The following is a 16,224-nucleotide window of genomic DNA, read 5'->3' on the forward strand; positions in this document are numbered from 1 at the left end:
GAAATGATATAACGTTACACCTAACCTATCACTATGCCTAGATGCGCAACACGGCTGCTCGTGGGTAATACGTCTGCGAATGTAACGGCGTAGTCATGTCTCCGCAGTGTCTGAGCAGCGGACGCGACGACAGCGGGGTTGAGTGGGTCAAGATTCACAGGTATCGACTGCGAGGGCAGCACTCTCATTGGCTAAAAGTGAGAGGACGGAAGGGCACCCGCCCATCTTGGCATCGAGGAGCGTGAGAAATCTGTGACGTGAGAGGCGAAGGGATCTGCGCGGCACAGCGGTAAAGGGGCGTTTGCCACTGGCAGGGTGGCAAGCGCTATGAGGCGGGCGGGGCTTGGCGGTTTATAGGCTTTTATAGACGACTATAGAGTGATTATCGATTTGGGGGTGGCTACGGCGGATCCGCCATTCGGTGCCCGAATTAGCGCAGTTTTAGGCGATCGTCGGCGCCTGTAGTGCGCGCTGGACGTCGCTCACCGTGCCGAGCCAGTTGCGACCATCGTCAATCGTCTGAAGGCCAAAGCGCTTCCCGAAAGCCCGGGAGTTATCGTTAGCGCACTCGATGGCAATGTGGTGGTAGCCAATTTCGGGCGCTAGCTCCGCCAGTAAGCTCAGTAAGCTCCTGCCGTGACCTTTGCGCTCCTCCCGAAAGAGGATGCGCGCGAGAACAATGGTTTCTCGCGGCCAACCTCCTTGGGGCCTTGGGAACAACCGAAGATAAAGATCGTATTTCCGAGCATAGGCGCACACGGTTGAGCCAAGACCGACATTCAGCGAACGCTTTACAGATCGTTCCGTGTAGCCGAAATGTTCCCTCAGAAATGGGCCAAGCCTCGATTCAAGAAAGACGCAGCTGTCCCTTGCGTACTGCTTCCAAAGCTCGTCGGATGCATCCAGTTCGGGTTTTCTGGTGATCATGCGAAGCGTATCCCAAGCGGCGTGGCGGTCCACTCAAGGTAGGAAAGGTTAGCCAGGTGTCCAGATCAGAGAGCCGTCAGACCCGGAAAACGCGAATACGCCAGGCGATTCGCAGGACCCCTGACCTGATAAAGAACAGCTACAAACCCTGAGCGTGATCGAGAGCGCCCGCCGAGTTGCAGTTGGTGGCCATGCGCTACCATGGGTGACCCAGCGGCTGTAGCAACGGATCCCTACGGATCTCGTTGGTAGACAGCTGTGAAGGGTGATGTCAGTAGTGATTCGGCGTGAATCTGTAGTTCTCGTAAGGCTCGATGGAGGGTCAAGGATGTTGGTTAAGGCTCAAGAAAGGGTGTTTGTCCCGCGCAGGGTAATGCGTGAGATTACCTACGCTACCTTTATGGGGGGGATCCCGACGGTACTCAGCAGCGCAACTGTTACCGAGCTGAGGAACGCCGTGAATGCGCTGCTCGCGGCACCAGCTTTGATGACGTATTACGCGATACTGATGGTTGTCTGCGTGATTTTCACAGGCTTCAGTTTCCGGACTCGGCTCCGCTCGCCTTCTCACCACATGGGCGTACGTAAAACCCAGAGTTTTTTCGCGGATATCGGCGGAAGCTTCCTGATGGCGCTCCGCGCGGCATTAGGTGCGATGCTTGGTTTTATTCTGGTCTGGGCGACCTCAGAGCCTGAGACGATTAGCGCAGAGGCGATCATCAGGATGTGCCTGATGATCTCTACATCGCTTGCCTGCTGTGTCTGGTTAGCGTGGATGGAGGAAACGTTCAAAAATCCATACGGCTTCCGGCGATATGAGTAAGGTGGATACCGACAAGCTCAGCGCACTCAGCCGGAGCGTTCGAGCCGGACCACTGAGTAACCCGTAACCGCTCTGCCGAAGCTTGCCTCAAGACCGCCGCTTTAGGACACGCCTGTGGTTCCCTGCGATAATGCGGGATGTCCTTAGCGAGCGGATCGCCCCGTGTTTGACTTCAACGAACTGTACTTCTTCGCCCAGGTGGTTGAACACAAGGGCTTTGCCGCGGCCGCACGAAAGATCGGAATCCCAAAATCAAAGCTTAGCCGCCGGGTTTTGGCGCTTGAGGAGCGGCTTGGCGTACGCCTCATCCAGCGTTCAACCCGCAAGTTCACCGTCACCGAAATTGGCCAGGACTACTACCGCCACTGTGTTGCCATGCTCATTGAAGCGGACGCGGCGGAGAAGGTTATCGAGCAGTCCAGATCGGAGCCCCACGGTCTCATTCGAGTCAGCTGCCCGCCGGCGTTAGGCGCCATGGGCGTGAGTGATGCCATGGCGAAGTTCATGGTTGCTCACCCGAAGGTTCAGATCCAGGTCGAGAGCACCAACAGACGGGTTGATGTTGTCGGTGAGGGTTTCGACATTGCCCTACGGGTGCGCTTTCCACCGCTCCAGGACGAGAACCTGTTCCTCAAAGTCTTTGGCGAGAGCTACCAGAAGCTTGTGGCAAAGCCTTCCCTTATCGAAGGGGTCGAACTAGAGGTACCAGGTGATCTGATCGGTCTACCGAGCATGGACCTGGCTCCAGCCAACCGCGACCACCGCTGGGCCTTTATCGATCCCTCCGGGGATCGAGTAGAGGTTCCTCACTCACCACGGTTTGTCACGGCTGACCTAGACGCGCTCCACCGCGCTGCGGTCCAGGGCGTAGGTGTCGTACAGATGCCTGAGGTTATGGTGAGACATGATCTAGAGGCAGGCTTGCTCGTGGAGGTCCTGCCGGCGTACCGACCTCCTAGCGGGCTCATCCATGCCGTCTATCCATCTAAACGGGGACTGCTTCCATCAGTGCGCGGGCTCATTGATCTTCTTGCTGAAGAGCTTGGTGCTAATGCTGAAGCGGATCGCGAGGCCTGCATTGCGGCTGGGAAGACTCCTCCGCGGCGGCAGCCACCTTTATGATAAGTGCGGCCTGTTACGGTGCGTCACTGCCACGCCAATCTGCACTGATTCTCAAAAATTTGAAGTAATCCTTAGCCATGCTTGTACGTCAACGCTCAGTGCACCGCTGGATGGCGGATGGCAACTCATTGCCCTTGCGTAATTGTTAGGTACGATTCCAAACCAATACGCTGACAACCATTCGTCGGGTAGCGTTCTTGAAACAAGTCTGTAAAAAACCTAACAAAATAGCAATTTGTGAACATGATTCTGTATGTGGATTGAATATTCTGTTGCTATAACGGATTGTTAATCTCATAAATGTCAATGACATGAAGTCTGGCAAAAGAGGATTTCTGTAACGGCAATTTTTTGTTCTGCTGATCTTATGTCAATGTCATTTTCATGAGTGCATTTTTTGTGCTGGGCTAAGTTTAGGAGGCGATAAGGGAAGAGTTGCGCTCGCAAAGGGTATGCGCTAATTCTTTTATCACGTTCATTGGGAACGCGACGAAGGATGGGATGTATGCTCAAAGTACATACTCTTTTTTCACTCTGCGAGAAGCAGATGCCCCAAGTGTTTAGTGAAATAATGACTAGTATCAGACCGCCACATTCTGGTTATGCCGAGAAGATCGATCGTCGGCTGAGTGTGACATATCCCGTCGTCTTAGATTCCTTGGGGTTGATAGCCGGTTCACACCCAGAAGAGTTGTTGGTTTATGAGAGCTTTATGTTGCGTTACACAGATGAAGATGTCGATCTGATCAGGTCGGCATGCAACAGGCTTGAGCAAGTCAGGCGAATCGCGGGATTGCCCCATGCATCCGGTGAGGCTGATGAAACCAGCATATGGAGTGAACTCACTCTCTCAGAGGAGCGGCTTAAGTACTACAGCGGATGGTCCGTTCCGAACCTAGGAGTGGCCGGTCAACACATTAATCTCTTGCCCCTATATAAAACCTTTGGAAGCGAATTTTGCACTGAGGTTCATCAGGCGATTATTGATTATGTAAGCGGCATAGATCCAAAAACAGCCAAGTTTAAAATTGATGCACTGCTTGTCGTGAATAGAATTTTGGCTGAGATTTTCAGTAGCAAGGCTGAGCTTAAAGATGGTTTTGAAGGCAAGTTAAATTTAGTGCTTGAAAGGCATTGGAGCTATTATCATTGCGAGCACTTTAATCGCCGGAGTGAAAGTCAGTTCTATGAGGCTATGAGGCTGATAAATGACCTCTATATGGGATATGGCTTCATAAAAATATTGAGTTTCCCGTTGAGTGGTCGCACGGCTAAAATTTTTTTGCGTGATAGCATTAAAGGAAAAAGGTTCAGCTAAGGTCGTATCCAAAAAGGCAACAATGAGTTGGGTAACTTAAGTTCATCCAAGCGCTGTCCCTTTGCCTATAAACTGGAACGGGAGTTGAAAGATGATTATTGATCAAAAGTCGATTGGTGAATCTCAAAAAATTTATCAGGAAATTTTACAGGATCTTGAAGTCGTCAAGAAAGCATGTGAAGAAGCTAGGATAACAGTGATCAGGAAGCATTCGCGCAAAGGCAACCTTGGAAATACTCCTGTCGCATTGAATTCGAGTTATCATCGTGAATAACATGATATCAAGTGGGCAGATTTCAAAGTATCCATTGACGGAATACGGTGCCGATCTAGAACGAAGAATGTTGGAGGCGATTCCTAAAACCAGTCAAGCCTATGAATCAGCCCATAAAGTTGCTTGTTGTTTATTCTCCTGTTTTATGAGGGTGGCAGGTATTGGCAGTGATAAGCAATTTTTGATTAACACTGCGATTGAATTCAGGGGTTTTTTGCTAGTAGAGGTCAATGGTTCGTCAGATAATCACGATAATATTTTTAGGTCATTTTGCAGAGTGCAGGTGGCGCTGGGCTCTGAATACGATTACAGCACATTGACGGATATACTCGCGGAAAGCGAACGAAGTCGTCAAGCTTATCTCAGATTAAAGCGTGACCCACATTTGTTGGAGTACTACGCCGGCTGGCCCGTGATAACACTTGATGAAGTCGAGGTATGGGCAGACTTCAGAGAGCTTCACCGAATTCACGGGATAAAGACGGTGCGTCGCTTTCATAGAGCTTTGAAGCGTTACGCAAAAACAATGGACGCATCGACGTTCAAGCAAAAACGCACCATTATCGTTGACATTGTTCATGCAATGTTGACCCTAATTACCAAAGAGGAGCACTTGAAGCATTTGGAATCACCCCTAAGTGTGAATAAAATTTTTGAAGCTGTGAAAGGTGTAATGCTAGTACAGTATCAAACGAGTCACCCAGGTGAAAACGTTGCAGAGGCATTTGAGTCCAAGTGGCGTAGGGCCTGGGTTGAAATTTACGGTTACTTCATCGGTGAGGGATTGGTTGCGGAGCCTCTTTATCCGATTCCAAAAGGAAAAATTAAAAATCCTGTTTCTCGATCGAGTTTGCCAAAGGATGAGCTTGAGGCGGTGGACTCCTTCGGTGTACTGACGCCAATACCGATCATCATCCAAGATGAGGCCGCAGCAAATCGTATTTACCAAAGCATCAATGAAGATTTGAATCTGGTCAAATGTGCATGTGAAGAGGCAAGAGCAGAAATTCTTGCGGCATATTGGAATAGGATACATCTGGCCAGCCAAGGCACTGTGTGTACTGAAAATGATGGCACTGAGAAGCGTGCGAAACTGGAAAATCGATGCAGGACCTGGGAAGAACACAATTATCATGCGCGAGATCGGTGGAGTAAAAGAAATCTATACGCGCTCCGGAAAGCGTGCCCCCCTGAGCTTGCACTATTGTCTAATTCGACGCTTCTGCCATTTTTTTATCTATTAGTTGCAGAGGATCCTTCGATTACGGCGTCGTGGCTAGTCAATTTCGAACTTTACGACAAGCATGGCAACCTCAGAGGCTTTGAGAATGATAAAAAAATTGCTGATAGTATCAAGCGAAGGAGGGGCTATAAATCAGCGCAGCAACCGATCTACTTAAATGATAAGTCTAGACAATTATTTGATGAGATCTTACTTTTGACTCAACAGGCCCGCGATTACCTTCGTGAGTCTGGTGATGATGACTATCGTTACTTGTTCTTAACTGGAAACGGTTTTAGTAAGCCCATGCGGAAAAAGCAATGTATTCCGCCTATGAACGACCAGACATATGCTCAATCCCTTCTGCGAAAGATATTGCTGCGAAAGCTCAAGGGGAGACCGGATGGTGAAGAATTTTTCGACCGCATAACACTAAAGGCGATGAGGACAACTGCTGCTCTCAAAATTTACTTTGAGACTGGCCGTTTGAGAGACATGGCCGAGGCTTTGGGTCACAAAACGCTCAACAGGAAGACTCTTGAAAAATACTTGCCTGCCCAATTACTTTGTTTCTTTCTCAATAGATGGATCAGAATTTTTCAAACGGCGATTACGTTCAAAGCTGTTGCCGGGCGTCCGTGCATGCACGAGGCAATGGGAATCAGTACTGAACACGAGTTGCAAGAGTTTCTCAAACATCATGATCTCAAGCCGCTTCCTAAATATCTTATGGTCGGTACCTACGGACTGCCTGAAATTAATGTTACTCAGAAGTCTGAGCACAGTCAGGTCGTGTTCCCGATTACCGCTGAATACTGCACATTTGTTTTGTCTTGTTTGGCTGCTGTAGACCGCCTTAAGGCTAAAGGTTTTAAAGTGACTGAAACTGGTCAGCATTGGTGGAGGACCGGGAGATATTTGCAAATGTCATGTGGACTTCATGAATCAGGTCAAATCCGTGTGTATTCCGGTGAATCTCTTGCAATTCTGAATTCAGCTAGATATTCAGAAGCGCTTATCAAGGTTTTAACTCCCGTTATGACGATGTCTTAACAATATATTGCAGATGAGGTGCGCATGAGTGACTCAATTCCTGAACGCAAAAAATCCTCTCCGGAAGATACTGAATTCTTACCTGAAAAACTCAATACAGCTTTGTCGCTGCCTTTTTCTGAAATGCTCGATGCCGTCAGCGCGTTAGTCCACATAGGCGCGATTGGCGACATTAGTGTTGATGCACCTGACTGGCTTATCGACGGGACGAATTTTCACTCAACAGTCTGGTCCTGTTATTTCGGGGAGGCAGATGGGTACTCAGTCAAAAAGTTGGTAAATTTTGACGTGCTGTTGGCTAACGGCACCTCTCTGATTGACCCCAAAAACACCGAAATTCTTACGTGGTTCAAGCTCTTTCTTAGCGTCCAGGTGCAAGAGCGATTCAATGGCGGATCGCGTAAGCGACCTCTCTACGAATTGCTCAAGTTCAACCGAGGACTACATACCATTGACCACGTCTTGCTGAATGACAGGGCGCATTTTGACATTGGAAATAATGGCTTGGGAATGGTATCTGTAAGCAGCATAAGAAGTTTTTTGCTCAAAAACATTGCCACGCCGGTATCCGACTACCTTTATGAGTACCCAGCTCGATTGACGGCCTGGTTTAAATCAAAGCTAGCTGAGGTAACAGATCAGGACGTAATAGAGGCTATTAGAAAATTTCCGTTGATCGAAAACCTACCTCCTCTCGAAGATAGAGTGCTCGATTTTAATGATGCTGACCTTATTAGGGTGCGAACGATTATTGCACTGAATGGTTGGTATGACCTCTATCCAGGCGGTAAGCGGTTCAACCCACGCGTTTTCATCACCTTGGAGTATAAAAATACTCTGCATGGGCCTGCGCTTATGCCGAGAGTTATTCCTGAGCTTAACCTTGAGGATTCGCTGGTGAGGGAGTTTGCCGGAGTACCTGTCACAGCCGAGCCTGCTCCCGGGCTAACGCTGGACCATTTGCGGCGTTACGTGACCACTATCCAAAAGATTCCAATTGTAGAGGCGTGTTACGGAGTTCAAGGCATTTCGACAAATGGGTTTGAAAAAATTGATGCTGCGCAAATTTTTGAGTTGTCTGAGAAAAAATATTTGGGCCGCTTTGTTACCGTGCCTTACTCGGTACTTATGTACATGCTAGGAAATTCATTTCAATACTTCATTGACAATTGTCATGCAATATTTGATGCCGTGCTGGCACTAATGCTGGCCGTCAATGATCATGTTTTTATTTCTGGTTCAAAGATGAGGCAGGTAGAAGATGTTTTTTCCAGAATAGCTTTGCCCGACAATCTGAAAACCATGGGAGTCAGTCGGTGGTGCTTGGAACTGCACTCTGAGAATTTCCAGGGATTTTATGAAGATGTTCGAAATAATAAATATCTGTTGTGCTGTTACCAAGTGTTGATAGGCACGTTCTTAATAATTATTGGTAGCTTAGCAGCACGTAGGCAATCTGAAATCATCGAGCTACATCCGACCAAATGTTTAGAGCCGGCTGCTGATCCTTACCTTCCTGTGAATGCAAGTCTAAATTACTGCTTGATATATTCTGCTCGAAAAACTGGTAATAGAACTCACCATAGAACCTTGAGTGTTGGCATTACGCTCCCAATGGCTAAGTTTATCTGGGATGTGATGGAGTTTCGACGTAAATGTGAAGTTCATAAGCTTATTTCTGTCAAGGACCACCTCTTGCTTTGGATTGATCAGCGTAAAGTTAAACCAGTTCCTATCAAGGTTTGGTCGTATAATCAAGCTTTCGATATCGCGTGTGATTATTTTGAAAGCCAGACTGTGAATATACACGGTGTCGAAAAAAGATACTATTTGCGCCAGCATCAGCTACGTAGGTTCATAGCATTGGCTTTTTATCACTCATCAGGAGGTAATATCGAGGCGCTACGCCACTTACTTGGTCATTCAGATGTTGAGCATGTCTACACCTACATTACGGAAAGTACGCCAGGTGCGGTGCTTGATTCCGCGAAGGCAGAAGTGATCGTTGATTGCATGTTTGATGGTGAGGACAGTATTGAGGGTCTTGATTTTCTCAAGCAAAAGATAATTGCAAAATATTCAGCGAGCGACTTTGTAGCGCGCTCACTGAAGGAAATTGAGAAGTCCTACGAGCCTCTGGTTAAGAAGGGGTTGAGAAAGTCCAATGTTTCTCTGGCTGAGCTGGTCGATCAACAAACATGCCTGAATGAAGTGATCAAAATGCTGGAGTCTCATGAGGTTGACCTCACACCTGATTTTTTTGTTGTTACTGCCAAAGATGGCTCCCAAGAAAATCGCTTCAACCTGGTCTTGAAGCTCGCGGAGGTTCCTCATGCACGCTGATCGATCGAGGCAGTCAATGTTAAAGCTTCACGAATTGCTGAAGAGTATCAATAACTCTCCTCAGGCGTACGTTGATGATAAGGAGTGGTTGTCGATTCTAGCGACGCAGCGGAGTCTAGCCGAATACAGCAATCCGCAACTCGGTATTCGGGCATGCGCGATGGCCACGTTCAGAAGTTCCGCATCTCGTCTTGTTATTGGTTTTGATGGAATAAATAATCTGCGAATCAGTGCCAGAGCCAAGCTTTTACAGCTTGCAGCTCAGAAACCTAAAAAAGCTCAGAGAAGTCGCCGAGATTATGTATCTGAGATAGCGCTGCTGAAGCAACAGCTAAAGACCATGTCGAGGGATTTTTGCCAGATGGAAATTGTTGTTTACAAACTGAGATTGATATCAGAGCACCTTGCTACCGATGAAGGAATTAGAGATCGTAAGAAATGGTGGCTTCGTGAGATGCGAGAGGTTGAGATAATCTATGAAGGTGGAGTGGGTCGGTTATGGATAGAGCCAAAAAGTGCTATTTAAACATACCTAAGGGCTCAAAGCTTGCGACACATGCACCTCTAGGAAATAGTCACGCACTTTTCAACAGCGCTAGCGGCTTCCCCGTGTTGTTTTTTCCTGATGGGCGCTACTGCTTCGAGTTTAATGCATATCTTGCATCACTGCTCCTTGAGCGAAGATATTCCTTAGTTGGCGAGAACGGCGGAACCTATACCCAAATTGCCGCTGATTTATCACCTCTTGTACGGTACTTGCATAGTAATCGTATTTGCGCCATGGAGATGACAAATTCACGGTTTATGAGTTTCATTGATGGGCTCAATGTAGGCAGAAATCCTGATGGGAGCGCCACTCGACAGCCTAACCGCATCCGAGCGATAGGCTCAACGTGTCTTGATTTTCTAAATTACATGGGTGAATTTCATCACCGTCCGAGCTTTGTCTCCCCTAAAGGTACAATCAGAGCCTATCAAAAGCATGAAGTCCCTAAATACAAGAAAAAGTTTGCTGGGCGTCTGCGTTGGTATCACTTTCACTTCCCCAATCCTCGGCCAGACAATTATCGTCATCCGATCGGAGATTTATCACTTAAAAAGTTGTATGACGCGGCGGATACTATGGGGAATTATGAAACTCAGCAGCGTAACAGAATAATTCTTTCAGTGTATGAGCATACTGGTGCTCGCAGGGAGGAGGGTAATAATCTCCTTGTTGCTGAACTAATTGCTGCTCTAGAGAGTAGTGAGCCGTGTCCGAAAATCAAAATGCCTACTCTCAAGCGTGGATCCAACCATTTCCGATATGTTCCTGTGCCAAGAATCTATCTTCAGCAATGGATGGATTACGTGGATTCTACGAGACTAGTGTGTATGATTGAGAAGGGGGTGGTCGATGATGGTTATCTCTTCATAAATGTTAAAACCGGAAGACGATTAGCCAGTACGACAATTTCAAAGATCGTGCAGGAGTTGCGAGCAGCGGCAAATCTCCCGGAACGTGCGCATCCACACATGTTTCGCCACCGATTCATTACGAACAAGTTGAAATCAATAATGCTGGAGTTTGATTTTGAAAATCAAGATAACTTTAAAAGGGCTTTGGCTGACTTCAGCGGATTTTACGAAAAGCTCAAGCAGTGGACTGGCCATGCCAGGATCGAGTCTCTTGAACGATACATACATCTTGCATGTGATGAGCTATCTGAATTAGGTCCTATCGTAGAGCATGCTTTACAAGCCGAAGCATTTCGAGCCGTCAGTCGGGTGCTCAACGGCATAAAACAGAAGTTGGATAGCGGAGAGATTACAGCTTATGAATATCAAAAACAATTTCGACGAACCATAGAAAGTGGCCTGGGTGACTTGTTCAGTGATGCTTGGAAGGCGTCGTTGTCTACAAACGATGATTTTCAATCATAATTGTTCACGAATAGATTCCGGTCCTGAGAATATGCTGTGTTGTAGATGTGCCGTTGTTCTATATCTTTGACTTTTGCGAGGTTTTTATGAACAGCTATGCAATCGACGAAACTTCTCTCAACAAGCTTTATAAAGCTGCTGCCTCCATAGGTACTGAGGAAACGCAGGATCGAAATGAAATGGTGCTTTCGGTGTTCGTACACACGGGCGCAAATCTGGAGGAAGCGCTCAACCTAACTGCGGCTGAAGTAATGAACGCACTTAAGGCTGCTGACCATGGCCAGATGGTTATGATTCCATTTCCTAGCCCACAAACGAGTAAAATCCGTCATGATGCGAGTACTACGGGTAAACGGAGCGTACCTGTTCCTCAATCTACTGTCATCCGGTGGGCACGCTATATTCATACAACTCGTTCATCTTGCATCAAAGGCATGCACGGTGATGATCACGGTTTTCTGCTTATCAGCACCAAGACAGGCAAGCAGCTTACAGCCGGATCGCTGGCAGCGATCTTGCGCGAATTGAGTCTCGCTGCGGGTTTACAAAAACCAATTAACACTCGGATGCTCAGGTCCAGGTTTCTGCTTAATGCTTGCGCGGCCATCAAACGGAGTCATGGCAGTGGTGCGACAATGGCGCAGTCCCACGCTTTCGCTGAGGCACTTCAATGGATGACGGGACACACCCGCATCAGCACCCTTGAACATTATCTGACATTGATCGGTGACGATGGTTGCCCTCCTTCGGATTGATCACGAAGCGCTGAAGCTGTTCCTGATGTGGGCGCCGCGTGGCTGTTGAACGCCCCGGTGGCGCCCTCATTGAAATCAGGTAGACCAAGATTCCCCTACTTTTCGCTGCGACTGAGTGTCGTTACCGGCCTTCGTGATCGTATCGGCACCTCATATGCGGCACATGCCTTTCAGATCATTCGGATGTCGTTGCGTCGAGAATTACTACTGGCACTGACACGCCTATGGGATAGCAACAAACAAGCTGTGAGAATGAGCCTGATCGCGGATCGTCTTCGAGACGCGAAATTCTTCTATGCCCTGGTTCTGTACAGGGCTGGGCGCTTGAGCCCTCGCTTCGTGTCCGAACCCGCTCCTGTTAGGGACGCACTCACACCAACACGAGATCTGGTACTGACCTTGATCAGCAAATACAGTGAGGGCGGCTCAGCCTCTGTGGTTTTGAAGAAACTGAAGACCTTACGTCACGAGCGGCTGGCGCACCGGCAACTGCCTGATGCACCGCTAGCAGTAGTGATGGCGGAGATGCCGGAGCAGCAAGGCGAGGGTGGTGAAGGGCCTGTTTGGGCTACAGATGACGAGATCGAGGAGTTCTATCAAGACAATCTCGAAATCGTGCGCCTGCTGTTGAGTTCGGTTCAAGGTGTAGCCTTCGACTTATCCGAAGCCAGCAGAGTCTACAAGCATCACGCAAAATACTTCTGGGCTTCTGCGCGTGGTGAACGCACCGAGGGGCATCCCGATTATCGTCCACGACCTTTAGACTCTTGGTCAGAGCTATGCCGGGAAAGCCCAAGGTACCCTGAAGGGCAAAGCGGACTGGATCTGTGTCGCATGCACATCGAGGACTGAAGCTGGGGACAGCTATGACTCGATTGGCTTTGGGTCACCCTGGGCTCTCGATTCACAGGCCTTCACGGCACTGATCAATCCCATCGCACCATCCCGGAGACATTGAGGGGAGGGATTCTGAATGTGCTTGGACGTCTACTGCCTTTGGGGTTTCTAGGGAAGAGAAGGGTAGAGCATTTTGACCATTTCCTCCCCTAAACTGGTATTCCCCACAAAATGTCCAGGTCTTGGAAAATCCATCGGGAGAGAGATGAGAAAGTACCTCAATCTGGCAGTCGCATTGCTCGCCCCGTTGGTGGTCGCTGCCTGTACGACAACGGGCGCGGGTAAGCCGCCTGGCGAAACTCAGATCACAAGCCCCACGTACAACAGAAGTGACTTGTACGGCCTCTGGTACTCCAACGCCGATGACGGCACCTCCCAGGCGCTGGCGCTGTTGCTGCTCAGGGCGGATGGGTCGGCAACCGACTTTCTGATCGTCACTGACAAAAACTCAATGCAAAAAATAGTACAGCAGTCGTCGTGGTCGTATGACGCTGAACGCAATGTGTTCGAGCAAACCGTCAGCGAGGTATCCACCCAGAACGGCAAAGCTCCCGCCACCGTCACGCATCCGCATGAAGTTATCCGGGCATCGGTCGAGCTGGTAAAGCTGGATAACAAAGTGATGGGCATCAAATTCAAGCGGGAAGATGGCGAGGTCACCGGCTACCTCAAAGGCAGCGCCGCCATGCTCGAAAAGCTCAAGCGAATCCAGTAAGCGCTGCCCCGTGGCGCCTTAGCGTTGCGCTTTCTGCCGCTGCGAGCGCTGGATACGGGTAACCACGATCTGCACGCAGGCTGCCACCAGGCACAGCACGCCGATTTTCCAGCTGCCCTGAAGCGCAAAATGCTCGGCCAGTTTCCCTGCGAGGATCACGCTTACAAAGATGGCCACAGGTAGGATCAGTTTGTTCATCAGGTCTTCCAGGGAGGGGCAAAGAAAGGCCCAAGTCTACTGCACTGGGCTTGCCCCGTGACAACAGACGCCAATAAGCGCTTCCCCGTGCCGCAGCTTCAGGCATCATGCACCCAGCCCCACTCGAAAGCCGACCCTTGCCAATGACCGACAGCACCAAATCCAACCGCGCCATCTATGACCTGGACATGCTCCGCGCCGTGGTCATGGTGGCCGACTGTGGCAGCTTCACCACTGCCGCCGCACGCCTGCATTCCACCCAATCCACGGTCAGCCAGAAGGTGCGCAGGCTGGAGGAAATGGTCGGCCATCAGCTGCTTGATCGCAGCAACCGCGAGGTGCACCCGACCGACGCCGGTGAAACCCTGTTGCGCTATGCGCGGCATCTGCTCACGGTGAGCAACCAGCTGAGCGAAGCGATGTCGGGTGGGGTATCGGTCACGGTGCGTATCGGCCTGCCGGACGATTTTGTCGCGGGCAAGGCGATGCAGGCGCTGGCAGCGTTCAACCGGCTCAACCCGACGGTCAAGCTGGAGATCACCGGCGGCCTGAGCCGTGACCTGATGAGCACCTACGACAGGGGCGAACTGGACCTGGTGCTGGTCAAGCAGCGGCGCCACAGCCGCGAGGCCAATGCCTGCCAGCCGGAGCGTATCGAGTGGATCGACAGCGCGCAGTACCCGAGCTTTGCCCAGGACCCGATCCCGCTGGTGACCTTTCCGCCGCGTGGCCTGTACCGCGATGACATGATCAGCGCGGTCGAGGCCATGGGCCGTAGTTGGCGCATTGGCTTCACCAGTTCAAGCCTGGCGGGCATCCAGGCGGCGGTGGCCAATGGCTTGGGCGTCAGCCTGTTGCCGTCGCGGGTGGTGACGCCTGGGCATCGGGTGCTCGGGGCAGAGGAGGGGTTCAAGCCGATTCGGGTGTTCGAGGCGGCGATCTTCCATCGGCCCACGGCGGACCCGATGGTCAAGGAATTGGCCGAGATCCTGATTGGCATCCTGCACGCCGAAGCCGAGTAAGAGCCCGCGTTTAGTGTAGGAGCGGCCTTGTGTCGCGAAAGGGCTGCGCAGCAGCCCCAAGATTTCAGTGCACATGCATGAATTACAGGGGCTGCTGCGCAGCCCTTTCGCGACACAAGGCCGCTCCTACAAGAGCTCGCGTTAGCGAGCCGATTAACGACGCAGTTCGTTGGCGAACTGCGCAGCCTTCAGTTGCAGCTGTGCAGGCCCGCCCCAAAACGCGCCATGGCGCACGATCAACCGTTCGTGGATGGCTGCGGCCACGGCCGCGGCCGCATTGGGTGCCTTGAACAGCACGAAGCTGGCTTCGTTACCCACCTGCAGCCCGTAATCCTGCTTGCCCATTACCCCAGCACTGGCCACGGTCGCCATCTCCAGTGCTACCCGCAGTTCTTCGTCGGTATTAAAGCCGGAGCGGTAGCTGACCAGCATCGCCCGTTGCAGCATGTCGCCGTTGCCATAGGGCCACCAGGCGTCCTGGATGTTGTCGTTACCGGTGAACACCCGCACGCCACCGGCGCGCAGGCGCAGCACGGGCGGGAAGGCGTGTTCGCCGGGGGCATTGGTCATGATCGACACGCCGGCACGGGCCAGCACTTCAGCGCAGCGGTCGACCACCGCGTCGCTGACGTCGCCCAGGCCATAAGCGTGGCTGACCGCCACCAAGCCTTGCATGCCCAGCGCCTGGGTGCGGGTGGCGATGCGTTCGAGCTGGGCGATGCAGATGTCGCCTGGTTCGTGCAGGTGGATGTCGGCCTTTACGCCATGCCGGTCGGCAATGCCGAAAACGATATCAAGCTGAGCTTCGGCATCGCCGTCCAGGGTGGTCGGGTCGATGCCGCCGACTACCTGCACGCCTTCACGTACGGCGGCTTCCATCACTTCAGCGGTGCCAGGGCAGGTCACCACCCCGGCCTGCGGAAAGGCCACCAGCTCGATGTCGATCAGGTCTTTCCATTTTTCACGGGCCTCGAGCATGGCGTGCAGGTTGGTCAGGCCGGTGGTGGCGTCGACGTCCACGTGGCAGCGCATGGCCAAGGTGCCGAAGGAGGCGGCCTGGCGCATCAGCGCATCGGCGCGCTCGACGATCGGCGGGGCGCTGGCGAGCTCGCGCTTTTCCACGGCCAGCCGTTCGCGCAGGCTGGCAACCGGCTGGTGCGGGCGCCAGCGGTCGCCGACGAAACTCTTGTCCAGATGGATGTGGCCGTCGACGAAACCGGGCAGCACCAGCAGGCCTTCGAGGTCGATGGTTTCACCCGCGGCGATGCCAGCGCGCTGCGGGCCGATGTGGCTGATGCGGCCGTTGCGCACGGCGATGTTCAGGGGCTGGCCATCGGCATCGATGGCATTGATGAACTCACGGTCGTTCATGATGGGGGCCTTTTTTTCCGAGGCTTGGGTAGCGTCATACGGTAGGGAGGATCCAGCCCCCTCACAAATTAATTATCAGGATCGACCACAGTGCGTTTCTTGATGCAGGCAAGGGCCGCTGGCCTGCATTAAAAAGTCCACTGAAGTCGATTCCGATAATTAACTTTCAAAGCCTTCGATCTCGGCCCAGGATGGCCCTCGTGACCGGCCCGGCCGCCTGCTACGGCGCTTTCGGTGCGGGTCAACACCCACAATAAAAAC

At 51.3% G+C, this 16,224-nt stretch carries 15 protein-coding genes; 12 read left to right on the forward strand and 3 right to left on the reverse strand.

Annotated features, from left to right (window positions below):
• Nucleotides 1-441: 441 nt before the first annotated feature.
• Nucleotides 442-927 carry a hypothetical protein gene (locus BUQ73_RS08565; protein WP_079227450.1) on the reverse strand — a complete coding sequence of 162 codons (486 nt, stop codon included), beginning with the start codon at nucleotides 925-927 and terminating at the stop codon, nucleotides 442-444.
• A gap of 328 nt (nucleotides 928-1,255) precedes the next feature.
• Between BUQ73_RS08565 and BUQ73_RS08570 the strand changes: the two genes are divergently transcribed.
• The 11 genes from BUQ73_RS08570 (at nucleotide 1,256) to BUQ73_RS08610 (ending at nucleotide 13,372) form a co-directional block, all read left to right on the forward strand.
• A complete protein-coding gene (locus BUQ73_RS08570) occupies nucleotides 1,256-1,750 on the forward strand; it encodes a hypothetical protein (protein WP_079227451.1) in 495 nt (164 codons plus the stop codon).
• A gap of 162 nt (nucleotides 1,751-1,912) precedes the next feature.
• Nucleotides 1,913-2,872, forward strand: coding sequence for a LysR substrate-binding domain-containing protein (locus BUQ73_RS08575; protein WP_079227452.1), 960 nt, complete (start codon nucleotides 1,913-1,915; stop codon nucleotides 2,870-2,872).
• A 505-nt stretch (nucleotides 2,873-3,377) separates the two neighbouring features.
• Nucleotides 3,378-4,190, forward strand: coding sequence for a hypothetical protein (locus BUQ73_RS08580; RefSeq protein ID WP_079227453.1), 813 nt, complete (start codon nucleotides 3,378-3,380; stop codon nucleotides 4,188-4,190).
• 91 nt (nucleotides 4,191-4,281) lie between these two features.
• Nucleotides 4,282-4,464, forward strand: a complete 183-nt coding sequence (locus BUQ73_RS27915) for a hypothetical protein (protein ID WP_152031523.1) — start codon at nucleotides 4,282-4,284, stop codon at nucleotides 4,462-4,464.
• Nucleotides 4,457-6,739 (forward strand): hypothetical protein, encoded by a 2,283-nt coding sequence (locus BUQ73_RS27920; protein ID WP_152031524.1) that lies wholly within the window; start codon nucleotides 4,457-4,459, stop codon nucleotides 6,737-6,739. The genes BUQ73_RS27915 and BUQ73_RS27920 overlap by 8 nt, the downstream gene beginning before the upstream one ends.
• A 24-nt stretch (nucleotides 6,740-6,763) precedes the next feature.
• Nucleotides 6,764-9,082: a hypothetical protein gene (locus BUQ73_RS08590; RefSeq protein WP_079227455.1), complete on the forward strand. Its 2,319-nt coding sequence runs from the start codon at nucleotides 6,764-6,766 to the stop codon at nucleotides 9,080-9,082.
• Nucleotides 9,083-9,098: 16 nt separating this feature from the next.
• Nucleotides 9,099-9,608, forward strand: coding sequence for a hypothetical protein (locus BUQ73_RS27925; protein WP_152031525.1), 510 nt, complete (start codon nucleotides 9,099-9,101; stop codon nucleotides 9,606-9,608).
• Complete coding sequence (locus BUQ73_RS08595; protein WP_079227456.1) at nucleotides 9,581-11,005, forward strand: tyrosine-type recombinase/integrase; 1,425 nt, start codon at nucleotides 9,581-9,583, stop codon at nucleotides 11,003-11,005. Before BUQ73_RS27925 ends, BUQ73_RS08595 begins: the two co-directional genes overlap by 28 nt.
• 86 nt (nucleotides 11,006-11,091) lie before the next feature.
• Nucleotides 11,092-11,760 carry a tyrosine-type recombinase/integrase gene (locus BUQ73_RS08600; RefSeq protein ID WP_152031526.1) on the forward strand — a complete coding sequence of 223 codons (669 nt, stop codon included), beginning with the start codon at nucleotides 11,092-11,094 and terminating at the stop codon, nucleotides 11,758-11,760.
• Between the two features lie 183 nt (nucleotides 11,761-11,943).
• Nucleotides 11,944-12,612, forward strand: coding sequence for a hypothetical protein (locus BUQ73_RS08605; protein WP_237772756.1), 669 nt, complete (start codon nucleotides 11,944-11,946; stop codon nucleotides 12,610-12,612).
• 250 nt (nucleotides 12,613-12,862) lie between these two features.
• A complete protein-coding gene (locus BUQ73_RS08610; RefSeq protein WP_152031527.1) occupies nucleotides 12,863-13,372 on the forward strand; it encodes a hypothetical protein in 510 nt (169 codons plus the stop codon).
• Between the two features lie 18 nt (nucleotides 13,373-13,390).
• Here the strand turns inward: BUQ73_RS08610 and BUQ73_RS08615 are convergent, their stop codons facing one another.
• Nucleotides 13,391-13,570, reverse strand: coding sequence for a hypothetical protein (locus BUQ73_RS08615; protein ID WP_079227460.1), 180 nt, complete (start codon nucleotides 13,568-13,570; stop codon nucleotides 13,391-13,393).
• Nucleotides 13,571-13,713: 143 nt separating this feature from the next.
• Here BUQ73_RS08615 and BUQ73_RS08620 point away from each other — a divergent pair, with 143 nt between their 5' ends.
• Entirely contained in the window at nucleotides 13,714-14,592 is an 879-nt protein-coding gene (locus BUQ73_RS08620; RefSeq protein WP_079227461.1) for a LysR substrate-binding domain-containing protein, read from the forward strand.
• 153 nt (nucleotides 14,593-14,745) lie between these two features.
• Here the strand turns inward: BUQ73_RS08620 and BUQ73_RS08625 are convergent, their stop codons facing one another.
• Nucleotides 14,746-15,963: an amidohydrolase family protein gene (locus BUQ73_RS08625; protein ID WP_079227462.1), complete on the reverse strand. Its 1,218-nt coding sequence runs from the start codon at nucleotides 15,961-15,963 to the stop codon at nucleotides 14,746-14,748.
• Nucleotides 15,964-16,224: the final 261 nt, after the last annotated feature.

The organism is Pseudomonas putida (assembly GCF_002025705.1).
In the GTDB taxonomy this organism is placed as follows: Bacteria; Pseudomonadota; Gammaproteobacteria; order Pseudomonadales; family Pseudomonadaceae; genus Aquipseudomonas; species Aquipseudomonas putida_J.

Excerpts from the sequence above, each read along its gene's own strand:
- BUQ73_RS08570 (WP_079227451.1), top strand. The coding sequence starts at position 1,256 with ATGTTGGTTAAGGCTCAAGAAAGGGTGTTTGTCCCGCGCAGGGTAATG.
- BUQ73_RS08565 (WP_079227450.1), bottom strand. The coding sequence starts at position 927 with ATGATCACCAGAAAACCCGAACTGGATGCATCCGACGAGCTTTGGAAG.
- BUQ73_RS27925 (WP_152031525.1), top strand. The coding sequence starts at position 9,099 with ATGTTAAAGCTTCACGAATTGCTGAAGAGTATCAATAACTCTCCTCAG.
- BUQ73_RS08605 (WP_237772756.1), top strand. The coding sequence starts at position 11,944 with ATGTCGTTGCGTCGAGAATTACTACTGGCACTGACACGCCTATGGGAT.
- BUQ73_RS08615 (WP_079227460.1), bottom strand. The coding sequence starts at position 13,570 with ATGAACAAACTGATCCTACCTGTGGCCATCTTTGTAAGCGTGATCCTC.
- BUQ73_RS08620 (WP_079227461.1), top strand. The coding sequence starts at position 13,714 with ATGACCGACAGCACCAAATCCAACCGCGCCATCTATGACCTGGACATG.
- BUQ73_RS08625 (WP_079227462.1), bottom strand. The coding sequence starts at position 15,963 with ATGAACGACCGTGAGTTCATCAATGCCATCGATGCCGATGGCCAGCCC.
- BUQ73_RS27915 (WP_152031523.1), top strand. The coding sequence starts at position 4,282 with ATGATTATTGATCAAAAGTCGATTGGTGAATCTCAAAAAATTTATCAG.
- BUQ73_RS08600 (WP_152031526.1), top strand. The coding sequence starts at position 11,092 with ATGAACAGCTATGCAATCGACGAAACTTCTCTCAACAAGCTTTATAAA.
- BUQ73_RS08610 (WP_152031527.1), top strand. The coding sequence starts at position 12,863 with ATGAGAAAGTACCTCAATCTGGCAGTCGCATTGCTCGCCCCGTTGGTG.
- BUQ73_RS08590 (WP_079227455.1), top strand. The coding sequence starts at position 6,764 with ATGAGTGACTCAATTCCTGAACGCAAAAAATCCTCTCCGGAAGATACT.
- BUQ73_RS08595 (WP_079227456.1), top strand. The coding sequence starts at position 9,581 with ATGGATAGAGCCAAAAAGTGCTATTTAAACATACCTAAGGGCTCAAAG.
- BUQ73_RS08580 (WP_079227453.1), top strand. The coding sequence starts at position 3,378 with ATGCTCAAAGTACATACTCTTTTTTCACTCTGCGAGAAGCAGATGCCC.